We start from the raw sequence: 26,592 nt of genomic DNA on the forward strand, positions 1-26,592 counted from the left end.
ACGCGACCTACCGCGCCTCCGCGGGGGTCACGACCCGCGCGGGGCACGCGACCCGCTAAGCCGCCGCGGAGGGGACCGGCAGCCCGGAACCGGTGGGTGCGGCGAGGAGGCGGCGGATGTGCCGTACGGCGGTGCGGCCGGCGCGGTTGGCGCCGACGGTGCTGGCGGAGGGGCCGTAGCCGACCAGGTGGACGCGGGGGTCGAGGACGGCCCGGGTGTCCTCGACCCGGACGCCGCCGCCGGGCTCGCGCAGGCGCAACGGGGCCAGGTGGCCGATGACGGGCCGGAAACCGGTCGCCCAGAGGATCACGTCCGCCCTGACCAGGCGCGCGGGCCCGGCCGGCCCCGCGTCCCAGGCCACGCCCTCGGGGGTGATCCTGTCGAACATCGGCAGCCGGTCGAGGAGACCCGCCGCCATGGCCGCCTCCACCTGGGGGGTCACCGGGTAGCCGGTGGCCCCGACCACACTGCCCGGCGCGAGCCCCGCGCGGACGCGGGCATCGACCCTGGCGACGGCCTCGCGGCCGAGGTTCTCGTCGAAGGGCCCCGTCCTGAACGCGGGCGGGCGCCGGGTGACCCAGGTGGTCGTGGCGACCTCCGCGATCTCCATCAGGAGCTGGATCCCCGAGGCCCCGGCACCGACCACCACCACACGCATGCCCGCGAACTCCTCGCGGCTCACGTAGTCGGCGGTGTGGAGCTGGCGCCCCCGGAACGTCTCCTGGCCCGGATAGCGGGGCCAGAACGGGCGATCCCAGGTGCCGGTGGCGTTCACCAGCGCGCGGGCCGACCAGTCACCGGCCCCGGTCTCCACCAGCAGCCGCCCGCCCACGCCCTCCCGTACGGCCCGCACCTCGACCGGGCGGCGCACCGGCAGCTCGAAGGCCCGCTCGTAGGCGGCGAAGTATTCGGAGACGACCTCGGCCGAGGGCCGGGTCGTGTCGGCGACGCCCATCGGCAGCCCCGGCAGGTCGTGCACGTGGTGGGTGGCGCCGAGGGTGAGGGACGGCCAGCGGAACTGCCACGCGCCGCCGGGCCGGGGGGAGCGGTCGAGCACCGTGAAGTCCAGCCCGGCCCGTCTCAGGAAGTAGGCGCTGGAGAGCCCCGCCTGCCCCGCGCCGATGACGACGACGTCGATGTCCGTGGCGTCCCGCGGCGGCTCGTCCTTCATGTTCCCTGGCAACCACCGGGATCCGATGAATAATCCCGCTCGCCGAGGGCAGCAGTGGTTATCACAACAGCCAAAGCCTGAGGTGGTAGCCACATGATAGTGCTGGGACTTCTCTTGATCGTACTCGCGGGTGCGACCGTGATCGCGGTTTCCTGGGATGAGACCGCGGCATCGACCACCACCGCTTCGTTCACCGTGTTCGACCGCCTGTTCCAGTTCACCCAGCTGGAGCTCTTCTTCGCGGGTGTGGCCACCGGAGCGGTCTTCCTGCTCGGCCTGGGGATGATGTTCTCCGGTATGCGGCGCTCGGCCGCGAAGCGTCGCAGCATGCGCGCCTCGCGGACGGAGGCGCGTGACCGCGTCACCCGCCTGGAGGAGGAGAAGCGGGAGCTGGAGCGCAAGCTCGAAGCGACCCCCGCCACCCCCGCCCCCGCCGCTTCCGCGACCGCCACGGCCCCCGTGGTCGACCGCGACCGCGACGGCGTCGACGACCGTGCCGAGGACACCGCGCCCCACCCCCGGGTCGAGGTTCCCCGTCAGTCCTCCACCGACCAGCTCGTGGCCGGTCGCCACGGACGCTCGGACCACCGCTAGTCACCCCTCTCTTCTGAGTTCTCAGCCGGTGCGCCCCGCAGGCCGCACCGGCTGAGGCGTGTCCGGACCCCCTCCGTCCGGTGCCGGACCTCCCCCGTCCGCCACCGGGCCTTCGTCGTCAGCGCCCGGACCTCCCTCATCGGCGCCCGGACCTCCTCCGTCCGCGCCCGGACCTTTCTCGTACGCGGCCGGATCCGACCCGGTCTCGCCCACCGGGCCCCCGTCTGCTTGGGTCCCGTCGGCAGGGGTTCGAGGGGAGGATTCCCCGCGGCGGTGCAGACGGCGCGGACGGTGCAGGAGCGTCATGAGCCCGCCCGCGACGAGCCCCCAGAAGGCGGCGCCCACGCCCAGGAGCGTCAGTCCCGACGCGGTGACCACGAAGGTGACGGCCGCGGCCTCCCTGCCCCCGGGGTCGGCGACCGCGGAGGTGACGGCCGAGGCGAACGCGCCGAGCAGGGCGAGACCGGCGACGGCCTCGACGAGCAGCGGCGGGGAGAGCAGGACGAGCGCGGTGGCCAGCCCTGAGCCGATCCCCAGGACGATCATCGCGACGCCCGAGGAGACCGAGGCGATCCACCGGCGGGCCGGATCGGGGTCGGCTTCGGGTCCCGCGGACAGCGCGGCGCTGATCGCGGCCAGGTTCACCGCGTGGCCGCCCAGCGGGGCTCCCAGCGTGCTCGCCAGGCCGGTGGAGACGAGGATCCCGCGCAGCGGGGGACGGTAGCCGTACCCGGCGAGAACCGCCATTCCCGGTACGTTCTGCGAGGCCATGGTGACCAGGAACAGCGGGAGCGCGACGCTGACCGTCGCCTGCGCGCTCCAGGAGGGGACGGTCACCTCCAGTACCGGCCGCACGTCCACCGCGCCCAGTCCGGGACCGGTCAGCGCGATGGCCGCGACGGCGACGAGGAGGGCCACCGGGATCGCCCACTTGCGGGCGAACCTGCTCAGCAGCGCCCAGGTGAGCACGACGGGACCCGCCATCAGCGGTATCTCGGCGAGCGCCCTGACCGGCGCGACGCACAGGTCGAGCAGGACCCCGGCGAGCATGGCACCGGCGATCGACGTGGGGATGGCCGCGATCCACCGGCCCAGGACCGGGAAGAGACCGGCGGCGGTGAGGAGGAGCCCCGAGACCACGAACGCCCCGACCGCGACGGGGAAACCGCCCTCCACGGTGCCGGTCGCGACCAGCAGCGCCGCGCCCGGGGTGGACCAGGCGCCGACGATCGGGACGCGCTGCCGCAGGCCCAGCCAGACGGCCACCACGCCACTGGCCACGCAGAGGGCGAGCAGCCCCGACGTCGCCTGCCGCTGGTCGGCGCCCACCGCCCTGAGCCCCGCCAGGACCACGGCGAAGGAACTGGCGAAACCGACCACCGCGGCCACTATTCCGGCCAGCACGGGTTGCAGCAGACGTGTCATTTCCGTTCCTCACGCGTTGACGGCGACGTCGGCGCGTCGCGACGAGGACGCTCGGACCCGGTGACCTCCCTTCGTTCCTTCGCCCCTTCTCCTCGCCTCTCGGCCCCGTCACCGGCGCGTCCTCACGGGGGAGCGCCAACCGTTCCGTAAACGGAACGGCTCTCGTGCTGCACGATAGCCCCATGGACTCCGGAGCACAAAGCCCCAGGCCCGCCGGGGAAACCGGCACACCCGACGGGCCGGCCACAGACGTCGGCGCACCTGGTAAGCCCACCGCGGACACCGGCGCACCGGACAAGCCGACCGAGGACGGCGGCACATCCGACAGGCCGACCGGGGACGGCGGCACACCCGACAGGCCCGCCCCGGACACCGGCGCACCCGGCAGGCCGACCGAGGACAGCGGCACACCCGGCAGGCCGACCGGGGAGGGCGGCACGCCCGGCATCGGGCGGCGGATCCGCGGGCTGCGCGAGGAGCGCGGCATCTCCCTGTCCGCCCTCGCCCGCGCCGCCGGTGTCGGCAAGGCCACGCTCTCCGGCCTGGAGAACGGCACCCGCAACCCCACCCTGGAGACCCTCTGGGCGATCACCGCCGAACTCGGCGTCCCCCTGGCGATGGCCGTCGGCACCCCGCCGCCGGTGGACGCGGGCGGGGGCGGGCGGACCGGGGGGATCCCCGTCGTCCCCGGGACGGCCGTCGAGGGGACCCTGCTCCAGGTCTTCGAGGACGAGGGGGTCACGTACGAGCTCTACCGCCTGGTGATCCGGGCGGGGACGACGCAGGTCTCGCCCGCCCACCACGAGGGCGTCACCGAGCACGTGACCGTCTTCGCCGGAACGCTCGGCGCCGGACCGGCCGGGGCTCCGCTGCGGGCCGGTCCCGGCGAGCACATCTCCTGGCGTTCGGACGTCCCGCACTCGTACGCCGCCCTCGGTGACCTGGACGTCCACGCCAGCCTGCTCATCCGCTACCCGCGCCGTTGATCCCGGCGGCCCTCGTGGACCCGATCGCATTGATAAAACACGTAAAAAGTAATATTTGCCCCATGACACCACGGTCCATGGCGATCCTCTTCTGGGCCACGGGCGTGGTTGCCTACGTCGTCGCCGTCTTCCACCGGCAGTCGCTGGGCGTGGCGGGCATCGAGGCGGCGGCGCGGCTCGACGTCGGCGCGGCGGGGCTCTCGGTCCTGGCCATGTGCCAGCTGCTGGTCTACGCGGGCATGCAGGTGCCCGTCGGGATGCTGGTCGACCGGCTCGGTTCCAAGCGCATGCTGGTCCTGGGCGCCGTGGTGATGGCCTGCGGCGAGCTCGTCTTCGCCCTCGCGGGAGGGCTGCTGCCGGGGATCGCCGGGCGGGCGCTGATCGGGTGCGGGGACGCGATGACGTTCATCAGCGTGATCAGGCTGGTCGGCCTCTCCTTCCCCGCCCGCCGCAACCCGCTGATGGTCCAGCTCACCGGCCTGCTCGGCCAGCTCGGCGCGATCGCCTCCGCGGTGCCCCTCATCTACTCCCTGCACACGTACGGCTGGACGCCGACCTTCCTGGCCGCCGCCGTCCTGGGCGTGGCCTCCGCGTTCCTGCTGGTCGTGGTGCTGCGCGACCCCCGCCCCGAGCGTACGGGGGAGCCGCCGAGCCTGAAGGCCGCCTGGGCCGAGCCGGGCACCCGGCTGGGCATGTGGACCCACGCGGCCACCCAGTGCTCGGCCGCGGCGTTCCTGCTGCTGTGGGGGTATCCGTTCCTGGTCCAGGGGCAGGGGCTGTCCCCCGCGACGGCGGGCGTGCTGCTCACCACGCTGACCCTGTGCGGCATGGTGTGCGGGCCGCTGCTCGGCTATCTCGCCGGGCGGTTCCCCTTCCACCGCTCCCGGATGGTGCTCGTCGTGATCGGCACCACCGCCGGGGCGTGGACCGCCGTGCTGCTCTGGCCGGGACGGGCGCCGCTCTGGCTGCTGGTGGCGCTCGTGGTGGTGCTGGCGGCGAACGGCCCCGGCTCGATGATCGGCTTCGACTACGCCAGGACCTTCAACCCCGCCACCCGGATCGGCGCGGCCACCGGCATCGTGAACGGCGGCGGCTTCGTCGCGTCCGTGGCGGTGATCGCCCTGATCGGCGTCACCCTCGACCTCCTGGGCGGCGCGGGCCTGGACGCCTTCCGGTGGGCGTTCGCCACCCAGTACCCGATCTGGGCACTGGGCGCCGTCCAGGTCGTCCGCTACCGGGGCAAGGCGAGACGCCGCCTGATCCCGGCCACCGCCCCCCGGACGAACTCGTGACGGCCTTCGTTCGCCCGATCCCGACCGTCCCTGGGCGAACTCGTGACGCCCCCGATGAGGCCGGTCCTCGCGGACAAGCTCCGGTTCGGACGAGCCCCGGTTCGGCCGATCACCGCGACGGGCTCCGCTCCGGACGGGCCTCGCCGAAGACCTCGGTCCGCCCGGACCTCCCGTAGGACGAGGACCTCGGTGCGCCCGGACCTCGTGGAGGACCGGGCCCCGCGTCAGACGATCCTGGTGAAGGGCTCGGCGAAGTGGGCGGTGCCGATGGTCCCGCCCTCCGCCCTGACCCGGTCGAGCAGCTCCACCCGCGTGGCGGCGGCCAGCTCGGGGTCGGCGTCGTAGAGGTAGGGCACCCGCGGATCCTCCAGCTGCACCGGATGCAGCACCACGTCGCCGGTCAGCACCAGGTCGCCGACCTGCACGACCTGGTGACCCGGGGTGTGCCCCGGGGTGAGCAGCACCCGGATGCCGGGCAGCACCTCCGCCCCGCCGTCCACCGTGTGCACCCGCTCGCCCAGCGGCCGGACGACGTGGTCGAGGACCGCCTCGCCCGCCGCGTCGATCTCGGCGCGCTGCAGGACGTGCCGGGCGTTGGCGAAGACCGGCGCCCCCGCGACCACCGCGCCGCTCGCGTGGTCGCTGTGCAGGTGCGTGATGACCACCGCGTCCACCTCCTCGGGGGCCGTGCCCACCCGGGCCAGCTCCTCGCCCAGAACGCCGGGCACCGGCGCCCAGCTCGCCGCGGGCGAGTCGCGGGGGCCGACGCCGGTGTCGACCAGCACCGTACGGCCCGACGCGTCGCGCAGCAGGTAGCAGTGGAAGTGCAGGATCCACTCGTCCGACTCGCCGTGGCGCCCGCCGGGGAACATCTGCGGCATCGGGCGCCGGATCGCGTCGCCCATCGGCCCCACCGCGTCGCACAGCGGGAACACCTCGACCCCGGCGACCGTTATGGGTTGATGTAGCATCCGCTCTCCTGTTCGGGATGAGGCCACGGTGCTACCGTGATACCGGGCGTGACGCACCGCTGGCTAGGCCGCGTGCGATGATCCGCCCCCGTTTCTCGCTTTTCCTCTCGGCACCGCCCCTGTCTCAGGCGTGCGGTCCCCATCTCCCGTGAAAGGTCGTTCATGACCGCCGAACCCGTTTTCAAAGAACCCACCCTCGAGAAAATCACCGCCAAGAAGGTGCCGCGTCCCCGTGGAGGCGACGCGGGCACCACCGGCAAGACCCCCCGCAGGAGCGGCGCGGCCACGGCCGGACGGCCCCCCGGACGCGACGCCCCGGCCGAGGCCGTGACCGTGACCGGCCTGCTCGACGTCCGCGACCGTACCGGACACATCCGGACCGACGGTTACCTGCCGTCCCCGCGCGACGTCCGGGTGCCCCACTCCCAGATCTCCGAGTACGGCCTGCGCCCCGGCGACCACGTCGTGGCCACCGCGCGTGCCCCGTACGAGAGGCTGGAGAGCGTGGAGAGCGTGAACGGCGCCGCCGCCTGGCGGCACCGGCCCGACTTCGCGGACATGACCCCGATCCACCCCCGCGACCGGCTCCGCCTGGAGACCGGGTCGCTGACCGGCAGGGTCGTCGACCTGTTCGCGCCGATCGGCAAGGGCCAGCGCGGGCTGATCGTCGCCCCGCCCAAGGCGGGCAAGACGATGGTCCTGCAGGATCTGGCCGCCGCGATCACCGCCAACCACCCGGACTGCCACCTCATGGTCGTGCTCGTCGGCGAGCGCCCCGAGGAGGTCACCGAGATGCGCGAGTCCATCCACGGCGAGGTCGCCGCGTCCACGTTCGACCGTCCCGACCGCGACCACACCGCCGTCGCCGAGCTCGCCGTCGAACGCGCCAAGCGCCTCGCCGAGGCCGGGCACGACGTCGTCCTGCTGCTCGACTCCCTCACCCGGCTCGCCCGCGCGTACAACAACCTCGCCCCCGGCGGCGGGCGCACCCTCGCCGGAGGCATCGACGCCACGGCCCTGCTCCCCCCGCGCCGCTTCTTCGGCGCCGCCCGCAACCTGCGCGACGGCGGCTCGCTCACCATCCTCGCCACCGCGCTGGTCGAGACCGGCTCGCGGATGGACGACAGCCTCTTCGAGGAGTTCAAGGGCACCGGCAACATGGAGCTGCGCCTCAGCCGCGCCCTCGCCGACAAGCGCCTCTACCCCGCCGTCGACCTCGACGCCTCCGGCACCCGCCGCGAGGAGATCCTCCTCGACCCCCGGGAACGGCAGCTCACCTGGCGGCTGCGCCGCACGCTGGGCGGCCTGGAGCGGCAGCAGGCCCTGGAGCTCCTCACCGGCAGGCTGAGCGAGACCCCCTCCAACGCGGCCTTCCTCCAGCAGATCCAGCAGACCGCCTGACCGACGCACCGACGCACCGACGGAACACCTGAACCGCCATCCCCCATCGGTACGACATTCCGGTCCCGGCGAGACGCGAGATGATGGGGAGATGCTGGACGATGTCGTCGAACACCTCGCCTGCCCGGTCTGCCGAGGCTCCCTGGAGCTCGGGGAGCGGGTCCTGCGGTGCGCCCTGGGGCACGGTTTCGACGTGGCCAGGCAGGGATACGTCAGCCTGCTGACCGGGTCCCGGGTGCCGGGGACGGCCGACAGCGCGGCCATGGTGGCGGCCAGGGACGCGTTCCTCGCCGCCGGGCACTACGCCCCGCTGGCGGAGGCGGTCGCGGGCGCCTGCCGTACCGGCGCGAAGGTGGTGGCGGACGCCGGGGCCGGGACGGGCCACTATCTCGCACGGGCGCTCGACGGGCTGCCCGAGGCCGTCGGGGTGGCGCTGGACGTCTCCAAGCACGCGATCAGGCGGGCCGCGCGGGCCCACCCCCGGCTGGGGGCGGTGGTGGCGGACGTGTGGCGGCCGTTGCCGCTGGGAGATGACACGATAGATGTGCTTCTGAATGTGTTCGCCCCCAGAAATGGGGCAGAGTTCGCACGAGTGCTCAAGGGTAGTGGTGAGCTCGTAGTGGTCACACCCACCTCGCGGCACCTATCGCCACTGGTGGAGCGGCTGGGGCTCCTGTCGGTGGACGACGCGAAGGAGCGGCGCGTGGCGGAGAGCCTGAACGATCACTTCGTCGAGACCGGCCGGAGCGCTCTCGCGTTCGAGATGACCCTGGGGCATGATGCGGTCGAGGCGGTCGTGGGAATGGGTCCCAGCGCCTGGCATACGGATACGGAAGTTATGCGAAGAAGGATCGTAGAACTCCCAGAAATGTGCCTTGTGGAAGCTTCTTTCCGTATGTCTATCTTTGAGCACCGCTCCTGAGCAAGCTGTGTGCTTGACAGCCCCCTTCGGGGCACCTGTTACTGATGTGACTTTTAGTCCGAAATTCCCGGACATTACTCAAGCAATTAGCCGGTGAAGACGCCATACTGGACCGCAATCCGGCGAGCCCGCGCCTGGACGCGTGTAGCTGATGCCTTGACGGAGGGAAGCGCCATATGAAGGCGGAGGAGCGCTGGCAGGCCAGGTTCCGTGCGCCGCGCGCGACGTTGCCCGCGTGGGCGGCCCAGGCTCCCAGCCGGTCCGTCTACCGCAGCAACGCCTCGGGGGCGTGGGAGGTCTACGCCTGGGACCGCGCGGGTGGCTCCACCCGCCAGGCGACCTCCAGGCCCAAGGGCACCTCGCACGGCGCGATCGATCCCACCGGGCAGTGGATCTGGTGGTTCGACGACACCGACGGCGACGAGTGGGGCCGGTGGATGCGCCAGCCCTTCTACGGCGGCCCCGACCAGCCGGTCGACCTCGCCCCCGGCTTCCCCGCCGGGCTCGGGCTCTCGGCGACGGGCGACGCGGTCATCGGCATGGCCAGGCCCGGACAGGGCTTCACCATCCATCTCGTGCAGCCGGGCGAGCCCGCGCGGACGATCTACGAGCACACCGAGGCGGCCGCCGTCTCCGCGGTCTCCCTGGACGGCTCGCTGATCGCGATCAGCCACAGCGAGCGCGGCGACGCCCGGCACCCCGGGCTGCGCGTGCTCCGGCGCAACGGCGACGTCGTCGGCGACCTGCACGACGAGCCCGGCAAGGGGGTCGTCGGCCTGCGCTTCGCGCCGGTGTCGGGAGACCGCCGCCTGCTCACCCTGCACGAGCGCAGGGGCCGCCGCGAGCCCCTCGTCTGGGACCCCGAGACCGGCGACCAGCGGGAGATCTGGCTGCGCGACCCGGGCGAGATCACCGCCGACTGGTACGACGACGGCCGCTCGCTGCTCGTCGTGCGCGGCAACCGGGGCCGTACGTACCTGACCCGCTACGACCTTCCCGGCGGCGGGTTCTTCCCGATCGAGACCCAGCACGGCGTGATCGACGCCGCCGCGCCCCGCCCCGACGGCTCCGTCGAGTACTCCTGGTCCAGCGGGGCCCACCCGCCGCTGATCCGGTCGACCAGCGGCCACGTGGTGATGAACCACGGCGGCCCCACCTCGCCCCCGTCGGTCCCGGTCGAGGACGTGGACGTGGAGGGCCCCGGCGGCCGGATCCACGCCCTGGTCTCCCGCCCCGAGCGCGGCTCCGGCCCCTTCCCGACGGTCTTCATGCTGCACGGCGGGCCCACCGCCCAGGACGACGACTCCTTCGTGCCCCAGGTGGCCGCCTGGGTGGACCTCGGCTTCGCGGTCGTACGGGTCAACTACCGGGGCTCCACCGGATACGGCTCGGCCTGGCGCAACGCCCTGCACGGCGACGTCGGGCACATCGAGCTGGCCGACGTGGCCGCCGTCAGGGACACCATGGTCGACCGCGGCGTCTCCGACCCCGACCGGCTGGTGCTGTCCGGCGCCTCCTGGGGCGGCTACCTCACGCTGCTCGGCCTGGGCACCCAGCCCAAGATGTGGGCGGCGGGCATCGCCACGGTGCCGATCGCCGACCACGTCGCCGCCTACGAGGAGGAGACGGAGGCGCTCCGCTCCTACCACCGCGCGCTGCTCGGCGGCTCGCCCGAGGAGCAGCCCGAGCGGTACGTGAACAGCTCGCCGATCACCTACGTCGACCAGGTCGAGGCCCCGCTGCTCGTCCTCGCCGGGGAGAACGACCCGCGCTGCCCGATCGGGCAGATCGAGACGTACGTGGCCCGGCTCGCCGAGCGCGACCACGAGCACCGGGTGTACCGCTACGACGCGGGCCACGGCTCCCTGGTCGTCTCCGAGCGGATCGCGCAGATGTCGGCCCAGCTGGACTTCGCCAGGAAGCACGTGAAGACCGACCTCTAGCCCGCACCGCCCCGGTGGTCGGTCGCCCCGCCGAGGGCGCGCCGATCTTCCAAGCGCGGACCCGGGGGCGTGCTTCACGTGCGCCCCCGGAAAGCCTCCGGAAGGAAGGCCCCCGGAAGGCCGCGGGCCCGTCAGCGCGTCAGCCCGTCAGCCCGTCAGCGGGCCCGCAGGACCACGATCGCCATGTCGTCGGCGCTCGGCTCGGGGGCGAAGTCCTGGACCGCGCGGCGGATCCGCTCGGCGACCGCCCGCGCCGACAGCCCCGCGCACTCGGCGAGCAGCTTGGCCAGCCCCGCGTCGTCGTCGAGCAGCCGCCCGTCCCTGCGACGCTCGGTGACCCCGTCGGTCACCGCGAGGAGCACGTCGCCGGGGTCGAGGTGGACGAGCTCCGCCTTGAAGGTCGCCTCGGGGAAGACGCCCAGCAGCGACTGCGAGGTCACCACGGCCTCCACGGCCCCGCTGGGCCGCAGCCGCAGCGCCTCCGGGTGCCCGGCGGAGACCATCGCCACGTCCAGGCCGGTCGGCACGGGCGTGATCTCCCCGTGCAGCAGCGTCAGGAAGCGGGCGCGCTCGCCCTCGTCCAGGATGGCCTGGTTGAGGCGGTCGAGGACGGCCGCCACCCCGTACCCCTCCCGCGAGAGCAGGCGCAGGGTGTGGCGGGCGAGGCCGGTGACCGCGGCGGCCTCGGGGCCGGTCCCGCAGACGTCGCCCACCGCGAACCGCCAGGAGCCGTCGCCGGCCGCGAAGAGGTCGTAGAAGTCGCCGCCGACCTCGTTGGTCTCCCCTGCGGGCTCGTAGACCACCGCGGGGTCCAGGCCGGGGATCTCGCCGGGCTCGTCGGGAGGGAGCAGGCTGCGCTGCAGGGCCCGGTTGGCGGCCGCCTGGGTGGCGTACAGCAGGGCGTTGTCCAGGGCGAGCGCGGCGCGGCGGCCGATGTCCTCGGCGTACTGGAAGACGTCCTCGGCGAACCGGTCGGGCCGCCCCAGGCACATCGCGCCCAGCGTGCGCCCGCGCGCGAGGAGCGGGATGACCAGCATCTGCGAGTCGGCGAGCTGCATGGACCCGCCGGTCTGCGGGATCTGGACGCTGGCGAGCTCGTCCCTGAGCTCGTCGATGCGCCGCTCGTCGGTGTGCCAGAGGTAGGCTGGACGTTGCGGGCCGCCGCCGTTGCTCCATGTGTAGACGGCACACCAGGTGGCCAGCCGCGGCACCACGATCTGCGAGATGATCGCGGGCACCATGTCGGGATCGAGGGTGCCCGCCAGCAGATCGCTGGCGTCGGCGAGAAAACCCATCCATATGGGCCCGCGGCTGGGTTCCTCGGCGGTCCACTCCGAGGACGGCCGCCCGGAGGAGCCGGGCAGCCGGATCCTGGCCCAGTGCGTGCGCTGCTGACCGGCGAAGGTGACACCCCATTCCTCCACCGGTACGGACGGGGCGCCGGGGCTCCTGTCTGGGGCCTGCTTCCGGCGCACCTCGATCTGCAGCCCGTCGCCCAGATGGCTCCAGACGATCTCGAACGGGACGTCGGTCACCTGCGACGACAGCTCGGCCGCGAGCCGCTCGGCGACCGTCAGGACGGACGCGGCGGCCCAGGCGGTCATCACCTCGATGGTGAACCGCCTGGCGGCGGGAACGGCCGTGTGTCCCGGGGCGAAGGTCGCCGCCAGGACGGCTCGTGGAGCACTGGTCACTGTTCCGTGACTACCACACTTCCCGTTGACATGGGGTGAATCGAAGGTGGGACTACACATTGCGCACCGTGACAGACTGGGGTGACTCACGGCTGCGCCCCCGGGAGTCAAGGAGGTCATATGACCACGGTCAACACCGTGCCCGACGTCGAGGAGCGACGTTACAGCGAATCCGATCTGCGACCGATTCTGCAGACGCTGATCACCTGGCGCGACGGTGACTTCCGCCGCCGGGTGCCGCACGCCCCGCCGGGAATCCTCAGCGAGATCCGCCTGCTGCTCAACGAGGTGGCCGACCGCCGCGAGCACCTGGCCAACGAGCTGCACCGGGTCCGCCGCGAGGTGGTGAAGGAGGGCCGCTTCGGCGAGCGCCTCACCCCCGGTCCTGGCGTGGGTTCGTGGGCCGAGAGCGTCGATTCGGTCAACACGCTGATCGACGCGCTGGTGGGCCCGGTCAGCGGGGCCGCCGACGTGATCGACGCGGTGGCCAAGGGTGATCTGTCCCGCCGGATCGATCTCGACCGCGGTGCCAGGGGCGAGGTGCGCCGCCTCGGCAAGGCGATCAACGGCATGGTCGACCAGCTGTCGCTGTTCACGTCCGAGGTGACGCGGGTGGCCAGGGAGGTCGGCACCGAGGGCCGCCTGGGCGGCCGGGCGAACGTGCGCGGCATGTCGGGGAGCTGGCGCGATCTCACCGAGGCCGTCAACACCATGTCCAGCCGCGTCTCCGCGCAGGTCCGCGACATCGCCGCGGTGACCACCGGGGTCGCGCGGGGCGACCTGAGCCGCAAGGTCACCGTCGACGCGGTCGGCGAGATGTTCGAGCTGAAGAACACCGTCAACACCATGGTCGACCAGCTGCTGGCGTTCGCCGAGGAGGTCACCCGGGTGGCCCGCGAGGTCGGCACCGAGGGGCAGCTCGGCGGCCAGGCGCAGGTGCGGGGCGTCTCAGGGGTCTGGAAGGACCTCACCGACAACGTCAACGTGATGGCGGGCAACCTGACCACCCAGGTCCGCGCCATCGCGGCGGTCTCCACGGCGGTGGCGCAGGGCGACCTGTCCAAGAAGATCACCGCGGACGCGCAGGGCGAGATCCTGCAGCTCAAGGACACCCTGAACACCATGGTGGACCAGCTGTCGATGTTCGCCGACGAGGTCACCCGCGTGGCCCGCGAGGTCGGCACCGAGGGCCAGCTCGGCGGCCAGGCCCGCGTACGCGGCGTCTCAGGGGTCTGGAAGGACCTCACCGACAACGTCAACTCCATGGCCAACAACCTGACGTACCAGGTCCGCAACATCGCCGAGGTCACCACCGCGGTCGCCAACGGCGACCTGACCCGCAAGATCGACGTGAACGCCCAGGGCGAGATCCTCGCCCTGAAGACCACGATCAACACCATGGTCGACCAGCTGTCGTCGTTCGCCTCCGAGGTGAGCCGCGTCGCCCGCGAGGTCGGCTCGGAGGGCCAGCTGGGCGGCCAGGCGCAGGTGCCCGGGGTCTCCGGCACCTGGAAGGACCTGACCGACAACGTCAACGTGATGGCGAACAACCTGACCACCCAGGTCCGCCAGATCGCCGCGGTCTCCACCGCCGTCGCCCAGGGCAACCTCTCCAAGAAGATCACCGCGGACGCGCAGGGCGAGATCCTCCAGCTCAAGGACACCCTGAACACCATGGTGGACCAGCTGTCGATGTTCGCCGACGAGGTCACCCGGGTGGCCCGCGAGGTCGGCACGGAAGGCCAGCTGGGCGGCCAGGCCCGCGTACGCGGCGTCTCAGGGGTCTGGAAGGACCTCACCGACAACGTCAACTCCATGGCCAACAACCTGACGTACCAGGTCCGCAACATCGCCGAGGTCACCACCGCGGTGGCGTCCGGCAACCTGACCCGCAAGATCGACGTGAACGCCCAGGGTGAGATCCTCGCCCTCAAGACCACGATCAACACCATGGTCGACCAGCTGTCGTCGTTCGGCGCCGAGGTCACCCGCGTCGCCCGCGAGGTCGGCTCCGAGGGCAAGCTGGGCGGCCAGGCGCGCGTCGAGGGCGCCGAGGGCATCTGGAAGCGCCTCACCGACAACGTCAACGAGCTCGCCGCCCGCCTCACCACCCAGGTCCGCGCCATCGCCGAGGTCACCACCGCCGTCGCCACCGGCGACCTGACCCGCTCCATCACCGTCGACGCCGAGGGCGAGATCGGCGAGCTGAAGGACAACATCAACATGATGGTGGCGGTGCTGCGCGACACCACCACCGCCAACCAGGAACAGGACTGGCTGAAGTCCAACCTGGCGAGGATCTCCCGCCTCATGCAGGGTCACCGCGACCTGATGGAGGTCGCCAAGCTCATCATGAGCGAGCTGACCCCGCTGGTGTCGGCCCACTACGGCGCCTTCTACCTCGCCGAGCCCACCGGCGACCGCGACCTGCACCTCATCGCCGGGTACGGCGCCCGCCCCGGCAACGGCCCCAGGCAGCGGTTCGCGACCGGCGAGGGCATCGTGGGCCAGGCCGCGATGGAGGGCAGGGGGATCGTCCTCGGCAACGTGCCCGCCCGCTACCTCACCGTCGACACCGGCCTGAGCACCTCCACCCCCGCGCAGATCGTCGTGCTGCCGGTCCTGTTCGAGACGCAGGTGCTCGGCGTGCTGGAGCTGGCCTCGTTCAGCGAGTTCAGCGAGATCCACCACGACTTCCTGAACCAGCTCGTCGAGACCATCGGCGTCACGATGAACACGATCATCGCCAACTCCAGGACCGAGGACCTGCTCACCGAGTCGCAGCGCCTCACCACCGAGCTGCGCGAGCGCTCCGACGAGCTCCAGCGCCAGCAGGAGGAGCTGCGCCACTCCAACGCCGAGCTGGAGGACAAGGCCGCGCTGCTGGCCAAGCAGAACCGGGCCATCGAGATCCAGAACTTCCAGATCGAGCAGGCCCGCCGCACGCTGGAGGAGCGCGCCGAGCAGCTCGCGGTCTCCTCCCGCTACAAGTCCGAGTTCCTCGCCAACATGTCCCACGAGCTGCGCACCCCGCTGAACAGCCTCCTCGTGCTGGCCAAGCTGCTCACCGAGAACGCCGAGGGCAACCTCACCGCCCAGCAGGTGGAGTTCGCCAGGACCATCCACGGCGCCGGCTCCGCCCTGCTGCAGCTGATCAACGACATCCTCGACCTGTCGAAGGTCGAGGCGGGCCGGATGGACATCCACCCCCAGCAGATCTCGCTGCCCAAGCTCGTCGACTACTTCGAGGCCACCTTCGCGCCGCTCGCCCAGGACAAGGGCCTGTCGTTCACCGTCGAGGTCGACCCGTCGATCCCGCAGGAGCTCCGCACCGACGAGCAGCGCCTGCAGCAGGTGCTGCGCAACCTGCTCTCCAACGCGATCAAGTTCACCCCCAAGGGCGAGGTGCGGCTGCGCGTGATCCACGCCAGGCGCGCCGTCTCCTTCGTGGACGACACCCTGCGCGGCGCCGACGGCATCCTCGCCTTCGAGGTGGTCGACACCGGCATCGGGATCGCCTCCGACAAGCTGGAGGTCATCTTCGAGGCGTTCCGCCAGGCCGACGGGACCACCAGCCGCAAGTACGGCGGGACGGGCCTGGGCCTGTCCATCTGCCGCGAGATCGCCCGCCTGCTCGGCGGCGAGATCCACGTGGTCAGCGAGGTCGGCGAGGGCAGCACCTTCACCCTCTACCTGCCCCCGTCGTACGGCGGGCCGCTGGCCTCGCGCGACGGCGGGGCGAGCGCCCCCAGCTCCTCCCCCCGCGAACCGGCGCTCATCGGCGTGCTGGAGGAGTCCGACGACCTGCCGGAGCTCACCTTCAACGACGACATGCCCCTGCCGCAGTTCCCGCAGGGCGAGGGCAAGCCGTGGAAGGGCGACGACCCGCTGACCGGGGCGAAGATCCTGATCGTGGACGACGACATCCGCAACGTCTTCGCGCTGACCAGCGTGCTCGAACGCTACGGCTCCACGGTGATCTACGCCGAGAACGGCCGCGAGGGCATCGAGCAGCTCGAACGCAACGAGGACGTCGCCCTCGTCCTGATGGACATCATGATGCCGGAGATGGACGGCTGGGCCACCACCTCCGCGATCCGCCGGATGCCCCAGTTCGCGGACCTGCCGATCATCGCGCTAACCGCTAAGGTCATGCGAGGCGACCGGGAGAAAAGCATCGCGTCCGGCGCCTCCGACTACGTGCCCAAGCCCGTGGACGTCGACCGCCTCCTGGAGAGGTTGCGCGGCTGGCTGACCCGGGGCAAGCCGGCCGGCGACTCCAACGAAGGCGTGTGATCGATGCCGGACAGAGCCAAGATCCTCCTGGTCGACGACCGGGAGGAGAACCTGATCGCGCTCGAGGCCATTCTCAGCTCGCTCGATCTAATACCCGTCCGGGCGAAGTCGGGGGAGGAGGCGCTGAAGGCGCTGCTCGGCACGGAGTTCGCGCTGATCCTGCTCGACGTCCGGATGCCGGGCATGGACGGGTTCGAGACGGCGGCCCACATCAAGCGCCGCGAGCGCACCCGCAACATCCCGATCATCTTCCTGACCGTGGTCGACAGCGCGCCCGACTACGCCTTCCGCAGCTACGCCGCGGGCGCCGTCGACTACCTCACCAAGCCCTTCGACCCGTGGGTGCTCCGGGCCAAGGTCGCGGTGTTCGTGGAGCTCTACAACATGAACCGCAGGCTGGCCGAGCAGGCCACCATGCTCCGCGAGCGCCTCGGCACGGAGCTGCCGCCCGGTGAGGCGTCCGACCAGGCCGCCGTGCTGCCCGAGCTGTCCAGGCGCCTGACCGCCGTCGAGGAGGAGCTCGGCCGGGTCACCGAGCTGACCCGCGAGAGCGGCGACCACAGCCTCGCGGGACCGATGGCCGACCTGTCCAACCGCCTCAGCCACCTGCGCGCGGGCTTCGACGCCCTCACCTGACGGGCGTCGTCCCCGCCGGGGCGGTGGGTGTCTCCCGCTGACGCGATGGGCTTCCCGCTGACGCGGTGAGTTTTCCGCTGACGCGGTGAGTTTCCGCGATGCGGCCTGTCGGGGCCCGGCGGGTCGGCGGAAGCCCGCCGCGCACGTTCCAGCGGCCTCCGTCGGTCCCGACGCGCGCTCGGGACGGTCTCTCAGCGGCGGGCGCGCTCCAGGGCGTCCCAGAAGCCGCGGCGCAGGGCGTGGCGGACCTCGTCGTGCAGGAGGAAGTCGATCGGCAGGGAGGAGCCCTGGAGCAGGCGCGCCTCCAGGTCCGAGGGCATCCGGGGCTTGCGGGCGAGGACCGCCTCCAGCCACAGGGCGGGCGCGTCCTTGGCCACGGACTCGCCGAAGTCGTGCCCCTCCTTGTGGGCGGCCTGCACCGCGTCGGAGAGGGTCGTCGCGGGGCCGGTGGTCTGCGGGGGGACGGGGGCCGCCTGGGGACCGGTGTAGGCGCCCATCTGCGGGGCCTGGTAACTCGGCATGCTGCCGGTGTTGCCCAGCGAGTACTGGGGCGCGGCGGGCAGCGGGCCGGTCTGGGTGCTGCCGGTGGCCGCGTGCGAGGGCGTGGAGGCGGGCGGCGACGGCGGGGGTGGCGGGGCGGCGGGAGCGACCGGGGTGATCGGCGACTCCTGGGTGTAGCTCGAATAGGCCGGGGACGGCGAGGGCTGGGCGTGGGCCGCGCGGGAGGTCTGCACCGCGGGGATGGGGCTGGTGGCCGGGGCGCCGTTGCTCACGCCGGCGCCACGGGAGGTGACGGACTGGCCGTTGCCGGAACCGTGCTGGTGGCCGTTGGTCACCAGGGCGGGCACGTCGCCGCTGAGCATGCTGACGTGGGGGCGCAGGTGACCGGCGCCGATCTCGATCAGGTCGTCGCACTCCTGGCGCAGCGTACGGGAGACGGCCCAGCTGCCGTCGGCGCTGATGTGGACCACGGTGACCCGGATGCCGAGGTCCTGGGCGTCGCAGACGACCTGCGCCAGGTCCTCGTCACCGCTGACCACGACCGCGTCGCAGACCGCGCCGTTGCGGGCCAGCGTCATCAGGTCGCGGTGGACCTGGGCGTCGACGCCCTCGCGGCGTCCGGGGCGGATGCGCGACAGGCGGAGCTTGAGGCCGGGGATGTCGGCCAGCGTGTCGTGCTCGGGGGTGCGGCGGCCCTCCACGGTCGCCTCGTACCAGTAGCAGCGCAGCAGCGGCAGGCCGGTGCGCTCTCTCGACAGCTTGTTGAGCAGCTGGAGCAGCCCCGGGTAGTCCCAGGAGACGGACTCGCGGTGGCGGGTACCGTGCACCGCCATCGCGCCGTCGGCCAGCAGGTAGCCGGCGTCCACGAACAGCGCGCAACGATCCACACGACACCGCCCTTCCTACGTAGCCCGATCCTTCGGTTCAGACAAGCCTGAAAGAACCCCTAAGAGACCGGACAGACGGCCCTTCCTCAGGGTAATCAAGCAGCTGACCATCCGAGGGTGAATCCCGACGATTCCACCCGCGCTCGACCATACGCTGGATCGTTCACGCAGACCGTACCAGTTTGTCCCGTTCGTGGACCCCCTCGGCGAGGTCCCACTCGCTCGGGTTTCCCGCAGGCCCGCCACATATGTCCCCGCACCCCGCATGACGCCTTCACCGCACAACGGACCCGGGCGAACAGTGCGCCCCTTCCCCCACCGGGGACGCCCACGTGACGCCCCGCCGGGACACTCCCCGCGAACGCGGCCGGACGTGGGCCGGTGTCATCGGGTCGCGGGGGTCCCGGACATCGCGTCCGCGTACAGCGTCACGGCGCGATCCCCACGCTCACCGCCGCCGCGCCGAACAGCAGGACGTCCTGGCGCGTGCTCAGCTCCAGCACCGGGTCGCGGCCGAGGGGCGCCCGGAAGCGGTCCACGTCCGTGCCGAAGGTCGTGCCGGTGCCCCGCGCCCCGGCGGCGGACCCGTCGAAGGGGTTGCGCGGGTCCCGTTCCCCGCCCGCGGGCCGCAGGGGCCGGCCGCCGAGCCTCACCCGGTCGCCCATGACGCCCGCGTCCCCCTCCCAGGTCACCAGGGCGAGCCTCGCGGGCGCGCCGGAACCGGAGGGCGTCAGCCCTCCGAGCGGTATCCGCGCCGAGCGGTGCCCCCCGTCCAGCACCGTCGCGGTGTCCACGACGACGGCCTGGCTGTACGGCCGGCGCGGGTCGGCCACGATGACCACCAGGCTCCAGCCGGCATGGCGCGCCACTCCGCCCCGCACCGAGGCGTCGGCCACCCAGTACGTCCCGCCGACCGTGCCCAGCAGACGCGTCACGTCGGCGAACGCCTGGTAGCCGCGTCCGGCGGGCAGCTCCCGCTCCACCACCTGCGCGGCCCTGACCTGCCGGTATCGTTCCTCGCCCGGCACCTTGAGCTTGATCCGCCCGCTGGGGGGCGCGCTCGCCGACCAGTACAGGCCCGCCCAGACCACCTTGCTCGCCGCGGGCAGGACGAGCCGGGCGGCACTCGAACTGCTCGTCGACAGATCCCCGTCGCGGTCGAGGGGACGCATCTCCCAGCTGTTGTTGTCGAGCCTGCCTCCCCGCCGCGAGTGGGCGGCCTCACACGCGGGCTCCGAGGACACGCAGCTCATCAGGGTGTTGCCGATCGCGGAGACGGCCACCCGGCCGTCGGTGGCGAACCGGGCCGGGGCGCCCGTCGCCCGTACCCCGCCGCGCGACCTCGCCGCCACCCGCGTCCCCGCGGTGGAGACCGTGACCGAGGGCACCGCCCCGTAGGGCGCGTCGCCCGACACCAGAACCCTCAGGAAGACCGCCGTGGCCCGGCCCGCCGGCAGCGGTCCGCGTACGCACCGGGCGCCCCGGCTCCTCGCCCGGCAGGACCAGCCGTCGACCGTGCCGACCGGCGTGACGACGCCGACGGCGTTCCCCCTGCGGGACCCGGACGGCAGCGTCACGCCTCGCGGCAGGCCGACCTCGGCGACGACCTCGTCGCTCTGCCCCTGGCCCGCGTTGCGCAGCCGCACCGCGACGATCCCGGCCTCGGACCTGACCAGGGCGCCGAGCGCGTCGATCCTGGCCACCAGGCGGGGGGCGAGCCAGGAACCCGTGTGGCCGTCCTGCCCCGCTCCGGCCGTCCCCCGCGTCTCACCGGGTGCGGCGGATTCGCCGGATTCACCGGGGTCGCCGGGGTCGCCGGTTTCATCGGGTTCGCCGGTTTCGCCGGTTTCGTCGTCAGGGCTCGTCGTCCCGCCGGGTCCGGGCGCCGTCCCGGTCCCGGCGGGCTCGCGGTCGGGTCCCATCGGCGGCTCAGAGAGCGGCGGCACGGGCGAGACGGGGACGTCCGGCTCTCCCAGGGACTCTCGAGGGGTGGGGGAGGCGGGCGCGGGGGCCACCACGATCGGCTCGGAGGCCGTGCTCGTCCGGGGGACGGGCCCCTCGGCCGACACCAGCACGAGGGCCGCGACCACCGCGAGCGCGGTGGCCGCCGCACCGGTCACGACGGCGCGCCGTACGGACCGGGGAGCCCTGTGCCAGCGTCCGGACAGCCCGCCACCCGCCGTGGCGCCCATCCTGGCGAGTGCCGTCAGGTAGGCGGGGAACGCGGGGCCGACGACGAGCGGGCCGATCACGGAGCGGAGGCCCCGGCCGATGCCGGTCAGCTCCGCGAGCACCGCGCGGCAGCCGGAACAGCCGTCCAGATGCCTGTCGATGACCCTGCCCTGTTCCCTGGGCAGGCCGCCACGGGTGTAGGGCCCCAGCCTGGTCAGCACGGGCCTGCACTCGGGGGCGGACGTCTCGGCCAGGTGGATGCGCAGGCACGCCTGGCGCGTCCCCTCCCGTGCCCGGTGGGCGAGCGCGGCCGCGCCGTTGACCGTCAGGCCCAGCAGCAGCCCGACATCCTCGACCCTGAGCCTCTCGACCTCGGCGTGCCACAGGACGAACTGCCACCGCTCGGGCAGGGAGAGGAACGCCCTCGCCACCGGCGAGCGTTCCAGGCCCTCCACCGACGGGTCGACGAGGAACGCGCGCGTACCGAAAGGGGCTTCCCCGTCAGCCCGCTCGTCGACCTCCCCCTCCGCTCTTTCACCGGCCTCCGCCCGCTCATCGGCCTCCGCCCTCCCGCCGGGCTCCGCCCTCTCGCCGGTCTCCCCCTCCGACCGCTCATCGGTCTCCGCCTTCTCGCCGGTTTCTCCGTCCTTCCCGTCCGCCCGCTCGCCGGTCTCCTCGCCCGTGCTCTCGCCGGCCTCGCCCCCCACCTTCTCTCCACCGGCTTCCGGTACGGCGACCGCCGGGCCGTTTCCCGTAGCGGTCGTACCGGCCGTGCCGGTCGTGTCGGGGTGGGCGGCGGCGGTGCGGCGGAGGGCGGTGAGCAGGTAGGCGCGGAACACCTGTTCCGGGCCGTGTCCCTGAGCGATCACGTGGTGGACCCTGGCGAACGTCCTCTCCACGACGCCCTCGGCCTCCGCCTCGGGCCCGCCCGGCAGGAGCAGGCGGGCCAGGGCACGCGCCGCGGGGGCGTGCCGCTGATGGAGCACCCGGTAGGCGGCCACGTCGCCGTTCCTGGTGGCAGCCAGCAGTTCAGCGTCGCCTTGAGATGTTTTCACACTCATTGTGACCTCACCATTACCCGGAGTTGCCTGCCGGATAATCCCGCAGTACGCGCCGCGAGTAAACCCGGATCGCACTTTTGCCACCCCCGGCCCGAAATCCGCGTTACGGCAGCCCGGTTCCCCGGCGGGGCCCGATCGGACGGGTTCCCGGATCGCCCCTAACCTTGTGCCATGAGCGATCGCGAGAACCTGCTGACGGAGATCAAGGGCAAGGCCGTGGTGCACGGCAAGGTCGTGCTGTCCTCGGGCATGGAGGCCGACTTCTACGTGGACATGCGCAGGGTGACCCTCGACGGGCAGGCGGCGCCGCTGGTGGGACGGGTCATGCTGGACATCACCGAGGACCTCGGCTACGAGGCGGTCGGCGGCCTGACGCTGGGCGCCGACCCGGTGGCGACCGCCATGATGCACGCGGCGGCCGCGCGAGGCGGGAGGCTCGACACGTTCGTGGTCCGCAAGGCGCAGAAGACCCACGGCATGCAGCGCCGGATCGAGGGGCCGGACGTGTCGGGGCGGCGGGTGCTGGTGGTCGAGGACACCTCCACCACCGGCGGATCCCCGCTGACCGCGGTGGAGGCGCTGCGCGAGGCGGGCGCCGAGGTCGTGGCGGTCGCCACGATCGTGGACCGGGGGGCCGCCTCGGCGATCGCGGGGGCGGGACTGCCGTACCGGACCGCCTACACCCTCGCCGACCTCGGCCTGGCCTAGAAAGCCAACCCGGCGCCCTCGGCCTGGCCAGGGATCAGGGACCAGGAACCAGAAGCTAGTCCCGGGTGACCGTGAACTCCTGGCGTTCCCCCGCCTTGCCCGGGGAGCGGACGGCCCCGTTCACCTGGACGCGGACGGCCGCGGAGTCGGCCAGGACGACGTCGACCTTGGCGTCGAAGGACTGGAACCGCTCGTCGCGGACCAGCTCCCGGTCGAGGAGCACGTCACCCCCGGTGACCTTCAGGAAGACCGTGGGGCAGTGCTCCCGCAGGCACTCGACGAGGACCGTCGGGACGCGCTCGGGGGTGGCGGAGGGGGGCGAGGCGGCGGCGGCCGACGACGCGCCCGCCGAGGAGGAGGGCCGCGCGGCGGTCTCCGCGCCGGAGCCCAGGCTGCCGAACAGCGAGAGCGCCCCGAACACGATCAGGGCGACGAGCGCCAGCACCGCCAGTCCGACGAGGACCAGGCGCGCGATGCCCATGGGGTCAGACCTGTGGCGTCCCACACTGTGGAGGTTAGCGGTTCGTGAGGAGATTTCACGACTGACCCGGCGGAGTTTCACGACCGACCCAGCGGATGTGTCAGGAAGATCGGCGATCCGGAAGATCGTCCGCTCCCGCCCAGGTCGTGCGCCCCCCGGGCTCTCCACCCGGAGGCGGGCCGGGGATAGGGTGGAGACACGGCCGGGTACACATCGGTACGGATCGAAGTGGCACCCGAGCTATCCGGCCGGGCACGAACCCGGGATACTGGCCTACGGGCTATGTCCTCATAGCCACGCGCCAGCTGTTCACAGCCGTCTCCAGGGAGATGACCCGATGCCTATCGCTACTCCAGAGGTCTACGCCGAGATGCTCGACCGGGCAAAAGCAGGCGGTTTCGCCTACCCGGCCATCAACGTGACCTCATCACAGACCCTCAACGCGGCGCTCAGGGGGTTCGCCGAGGCGGAGAGCGACGGCATCGTCCAGGTGTCGACCGGCGGCGCCGATTTCCTCTCGGGCACCACGGTCAAGAACATGGTGACCGGCTCGGTGGCGCTGGCGGAGTACGCCCGCGTCGTCGCGGCCAACTACCCCGTGACGATCGCCCTGCACACCGACCACTGCCCCAAGGACAAGCTGGCCGGTTTCGTACGCCCGCTGCTCGACATCTCCCTTGAGCGGGTGGCCAGGGGCGAGGACCCCCTCTTCCAGTCGCACATGTGGGACGGCTCCGCCGTACCGCTGGACGAGAACCTGGAGATCGCCAAGGAGCTCCTCGAGAAGACGGCCCGCGCGCGGATCGTCCTCGAAGTGGAGATCGGCGTCGTCGGCGGCGAGGAGGACGGCGTCGTCGGCGAGATCAACGAGAAGCTCTACACCACCACCGAGGACGCCCTCGCGACCGCCGAGGCCCTGGGCCTGGGCGACCGGGGCCGCTACATGCTCGCCGCGACCTTCGGCAACGTGCACGGCGTCTACAAGCCGGGCCACGTCAAGCTCCGCCCGAGCGTGCTCAAGGAGATCCAGGACGCGGTCAGCGCCAAGTACGGCACGGAGAAGCCCTTCGACCTGGTCTTCCACGGCGGCTCCGGCTCGCTGCTGGAGGAGATCCACGAGGCCATCTCCTACGGCGTGGTGAAGATGAACATCGACACCGACACGCAGTACGCCTTCACCCGCCCGATCGTCGAGCACATGTTCAGGAACTACGACGGCGTGCTCAAGGTCGACGGCGACGTCGGCAACAAGAAGGTGTACGACCCCCGCTCGTACGGCAAGGCCGCCGAGACCTCGATGGCCGCGCGCATCGTCGAGGCCGCCCAGCACCTGAAGTCCGCGGGCACCAAGATCTCCTAAGGTCACGACAGGCCCCGAAAGGGTCACGACAGGCCTCGGAAGGGTCACGGCAGACCCCGGAAGGGGCGTGTCGCACGGGGCCCGGGAAGGGTCACGACAGGGATCACGGGATCGGCCTCCGGAAAGACTCCGGGGGCCGATCTTGGCCTGACGCGGGTACACCGGGTAGGACTGTCGTTATGGAATCGCACGAGAATCTCCTCGCCGGCCCGCCGCCCACCCTGCTCCCGGACCTGCCCGAGGCCCGCGAGGCACTGGAGTCCGGCGCCCAAGCATCCGACGTCGCCGCGCGTTTCCCCGCGTACCCGGCCGCCTGGGCCGTGCTCGCGGACGAGTACTTCGCGGCGGGACACGCCGTGACGTCCTACGCCTTCGCCCGAACCGGCTACCACCGCGGCCTGGACCAGCTGCGCAGGGCGGGCTGGAAGGGGCACGGCCCGATTCCCTGGCAGCACCTTCCCAACCAGGGCTTCCTGCGCTGCCTGCACGCGCTGGCCCGCGCCGCCCAGAGCATCGGGGAGAAGGAGGAGGCCGAGCGGTGCTTCCAGTTCCTGAAGGACTCCAGCGCCGAGGCCTCGGAGGAGCTGACCAACCGCTGACCGGCCTCCGACCGGCCGGTCCTCCGCCCCCCGATCCGCCCCGCTGAGCCGCTGATCAGCTTCCGATCCACCCCCGGGATCTCTCACCGCACCCTCTTTCGCAAGGTGGGAGATCCCCATTTCGGACGCCGTCGGGTATTCTCTCCACGCAAGAGCCCCTGTCGCGATTGCGCCAGGGGTTTTCGTTTTTGTGGTGGGAGACTCACGATGCCGGCTGTCGTTCTCGTTGGTGCCCAGTGGGGCGATGAGGGCAAGGGTAAGGCGACCGACCTGCTTGGGGACCAGGTCGACTACGTCGTCAGATACCAGGGAGGCAACAACGCGGGCCACACGGTCGTCATCGGCGACCAGAAGTACGCCCTGCACCTGCTGCCCACGGGAGTCCTCTCCCCGAACGTCGTCCCCGTGATCGGCAACGGCGTCGTCATCGACCCGGGCGTGCTGCTGAGCGAGATCGACGGGCTCCAGGCCCGCGGGGTCTCCTCCGAGCGCCTGCTGATCTCCGCCAACGCGCACCTGATCATGCCCCACCACAAGGCCCTCGACAAGGTCACCGAGCGCTACCTCGGCAAGGCCAAGATCGGCACGACCGGGCGCGGCATCGGCCCCGCGTACGGCGACAAGATCTACCGGATGGGCGTGCGGGTCCAGGACCTGCTGGACCCGGGCATCCTGCAGAAGAAGATCGAGGTCGCGCTGGGCGAGAAGAACCAGATCCTCACCAAGATCTACAACCGCCGGGCGATCGACGCGGGCAAGGTCCTGGACGAGTACCTCGGCTACGCCGAGCGCCTCACGCCGCACATCGCCGACACCTCGCTCATCCTCAACAGGGCGCTGGACGAGAACAAGGTCGTGCTGCTGGAGGGCGGGCAGGGCAACCTGCTCGACATCGACCACGGCACCTACCCGTTCGTCACCTCCTCCTCCCCGACGAGCGGCGGCGCCTGCTCGGGCTCCGGCATCCCGCCGACCCGGCTCACCGGGGTGATCGGCATCCTGAAGGCGTACACCACGCGTGTCGGCTCCGGCCCGTTCCCGACCGAGCTCGACGATGAGATGGGCGAGTGGCTGCGCACCACCGGCGGCGAGTACGGGGTGACCACCGGGCGCAACCGCCGCTGCGGCTGGTTCGACGCGGTGATCGCCCGCTACGCCAGCCGGATCAACGGCATCACCGACTACTTCCTCACCAAGCTGGACGTGCTGTCCGGCCTGGACACGATCCCCGTCTGCGTCGCCTACGAGGTCGACGGCGTCCGCCACGACGAGATCCCGATGACCCAGACCGACTTCCACCACGCCACGCCGGTGTACGAGGAGTTCCCGGGCTGGAAGGAGGACATCACCGGCGCCAGGAGCTTCGAGGACCTGCCCGCCAACGCGCAGGCGTACGTGAAGGCCCTGGAGGAGATGAGCGGCGCCAGGATCTCGGCCGTCGGGGTCGGCCCCGGCCGCACCGAGACGCTCCAGATCCACTCGATGCTCTAGT

At 72.1% G+C, this 26,592-nt stretch carries 19 protein-coding genes; 12 read left to right on the forward strand and 7 right to left on the reverse strand.

Annotation, left to right across the window (positions count from 1 at the left end):
• Window positions 1–55: 55 nt before the first annotated feature.
• Complete coding sequence (locus ABT053_RS36490) at window positions 56–1,171, reverse strand: FAD-dependent oxidoreductase (RefSeq protein ID WP_350975533.1); 1,116 nt, start codon at window positions 1,169–1,171, stop codon at window positions 56–58.
• A 114-nt stretch (window positions 1,172–1,285) separates the two neighbouring features.
• Between ABT053_RS36490 and ABT053_RS36495 the strand changes: the two genes are divergently transcribed.
• Window positions 1,286–1,765, forward strand: coding sequence for a hypothetical protein (locus ABT053_RS36495; RefSeq protein WP_350975535.1), 480 nt, complete (start codon window positions 1,286–1,288; stop codon window positions 1,763–1,765).
• A gap of 21 nt (window positions 1,766–1,786) precedes the next feature.
• On the opposite strand, the gene ABT053_RS36500 is transcribed toward ABT053_RS36495, so the two are convergent.
• Window positions 1,787–3,190: a benzoate/H(+) symporter BenE family transporter gene (locus tag ABT053_RS36500; RefSeq protein WP_350975537.1), complete on the reverse strand. Its 1,404-nt coding sequence runs from the start codon at window positions 3,188–3,190 to the stop codon at window positions 1,787–1,789.
• Between the two features lie 182 nt (window positions 3,191–3,372).
• Here ABT053_RS36500 and ABT053_RS36505 point away from each other — a divergent pair, with 182 nt between their 5' ends.
• Together ABT053_RS36505 and ABT053_RS36510 are read left to right on the forward strand one after the other, a co-directional pair.
• Window positions 3,373–4,176, forward strand: coding sequence for a helix-turn-helix domain-containing protein (locus ABT053_RS36505; protein ID WP_350975539.1), 804 nt, complete (start codon window positions 3,373–3,375; stop codon window positions 4,174–4,176).
• A 62-nt stretch (window positions 4,177–4,238) separates the two neighbouring features.
• Window positions 4,239–5,468 (forward strand): MFS transporter, encoded by a 1,230-nt coding sequence (locus ABT053_RS36510; protein ID WP_350975541.1) that lies wholly within the window; start codon window positions 4,239–4,241, stop codon window positions 5,466–5,468.
• A gap of 224 nt (window positions 5,469–5,692) precedes the next feature.
• Here ABT053_RS36510 and ABT053_RS36515 read toward each other — a convergent pair whose 3' ends face one another.
• On the reverse strand, window positions 5,693–6,439 hold the full coding sequence (locus ABT053_RS36515) for an MBL fold metallo-hydrolase (protein WP_350975543.1): 747 nt from the start codon (window positions 6,437–6,439) through the stop codon (window positions 5,693–5,695).
• A gap of 162 nt (window positions 6,440–6,601) precedes the next feature.
• On the opposite strand from ABT053_RS36515, the gene rho reads away from it, so the two are divergent.
• From rho to ABT053_RS36530, 3 genes are all read left to right on the forward strand, one after another.
• Window positions 6,602–7,840: a transcription termination factor Rho gene (gene rho / locus ABT053_RS36520; protein ID WP_350975544.1), complete on the forward strand. Its 1,239-nt coding sequence runs from the start codon at window positions 6,602–6,604 to the stop codon at window positions 7,838–7,840.
• A gap of 91 nt (window positions 7,841–7,931) precedes the next feature.
• Window positions 7,932–8,762: a putative RNA methyltransferase gene (locus tag ABT053_RS36525; protein ID WP_350975546.1), complete on the forward strand. Its 831-nt coding sequence runs from the start codon at window positions 7,932–7,934 to the stop codon at window positions 8,760–8,762.
• Window positions 8,763–8,938: 176 nt separating this feature from the next.
• A complete protein-coding gene (locus ABT053_RS36530; RefSeq protein WP_350975548.1) occupies window positions 8,939–10,705 on the forward strand; it encodes a S9 family peptidase in 1,767 nt (588 codons plus the stop codon).
• A 155-nt stretch (window positions 10,706–10,860) separates the two neighbouring features.
• On the opposite strand, the gene ABT053_RS36535 is transcribed toward ABT053_RS36530, so the two are convergent.
• Window positions 10,861–12,399, reverse strand: a complete 1,539-nt coding sequence (locus ABT053_RS36535; protein WP_350975549.1) for a PP2C family protein-serine/threonine phosphatase — start codon at window positions 12,397–12,399, stop codon at window positions 10,861–10,863.
• 120 nt (window positions 12,400–12,519) lie between these two features.
• Between ABT053_RS36535 and ABT053_RS36540 the strand changes: the two genes are divergently transcribed.
• Window positions 12,520–16,695, forward strand: a complete 4,176-nt coding sequence (locus ABT053_RS36540; protein ID WP_350975551.1) for a HAMP domain-containing protein — start codon at window positions 12,520–12,522, stop codon at window positions 16,693–16,695.
• A gap of 3 nt (window positions 16,696–16,698) precedes the next feature.
• Window positions 16,699–17,331 carry a response regulator gene (locus tag ABT053_RS36545; RefSeq protein WP_350975553.1) on the forward strand — a complete coding sequence of 211 codons (633 nt, stop codon included), beginning with the start codon at window positions 16,699–16,701 and terminating at the stop codon, window positions 17,329–17,331.
• 191 nt (window positions 17,332–17,522) lie between these two features.
• Here the strand turns inward: ABT053_RS36545 and ABT053_RS36550 are convergent, their stop codons facing one another.
• Entirely contained in the window at window positions 17,523–18,719 is a 1,197-nt protein-coding gene (locus ABT053_RS36550; RefSeq protein ID WP_350975554.1) for an NYN domain-containing protein, read from the reverse strand.
• Between the two features lie 428 nt (window positions 18,720–19,147).
• A complete protein-coding gene (locus ABT053_RS36555) occupies window positions 19,148–21,946 on the reverse strand; it encodes a zf-HC2 domain-containing protein (RefSeq protein WP_350975556.1) in 2,799 nt (932 codons plus the stop codon).
• Between the two features lie 177 nt (window positions 21,947–22,123).
• On the opposite strand from ABT053_RS36555, the gene pyrE reads away from it, so the two are divergent.
• Window positions 22,124–22,660: an orotate phosphoribosyltransferase gene (pyrE, locus tag ABT053_RS36560; protein ID WP_350975557.1), complete on the forward strand. Its 537-nt coding sequence runs from the start codon at window positions 22,124–22,126 to the stop codon at window positions 22,658–22,660.
• Between the two features lie 55 nt (window positions 22,661–22,715).
• Here pyrE and ABT053_RS36565 read toward each other — a convergent pair whose 3' ends face one another.
• A complete protein-coding gene (locus tag ABT053_RS36565; protein ID WP_350975559.1) occupies window positions 22,716–23,141 on the reverse strand; it encodes a hypothetical protein in 426 nt (141 codons plus the stop codon).
• Window positions 23,142–23,478: 337 nt separating this feature from the next.
• Between ABT053_RS36565 and fbaA the strand changes: the two genes are divergently transcribed.
• From fbaA to ABT053_RS36580, 3 genes are all read left to right on the forward strand, one after another.
• Window positions 23,479–24,501 carry a class II fructose-bisphosphate aldolase gene (fbaA, locus tag ABT053_RS36570; RefSeq protein WP_350975561.1) on the forward strand — a complete coding sequence of 341 codons (1,023 nt, stop codon included), beginning with the start codon at window positions 23,479–23,481 and terminating at the stop codon, window positions 24,499–24,501.
• Window positions 24,502–24,680: 179 nt separating this feature from the next.
• Complete coding sequence (locus ABT053_RS36575; protein ID WP_350975562.1) at window positions 24,681–25,100, forward strand: DUF3151 domain-containing protein; 420 nt, start codon at window positions 24,681–24,683, stop codon at window positions 25,098–25,100.
• A gap of 207 nt (window positions 25,101–25,307) precedes the next feature.
• The gene (locus ABT053_RS36580) at window positions 25,308–26,591 is read left to right on the forward strand and encodes an adenylosuccinate synthase (RefSeq protein WP_350975564.1); all 1,284 of its coding nucleotides are present in this window, start codon (window positions 25,308–25,310) and stop codon (window positions 26,589–26,591) included.
• Window position 26,592: the final 1 nt, after the last annotated feature.

It is taken from the genome of Streptosporangium sp. NPDC002524 (assembly GCF_040295985.1).
Lineage (GTDB): Bacteria > Actinomycetota > Actinomycetes > Streptosporangiales > Streptosporangiaceae > Streptosporangium.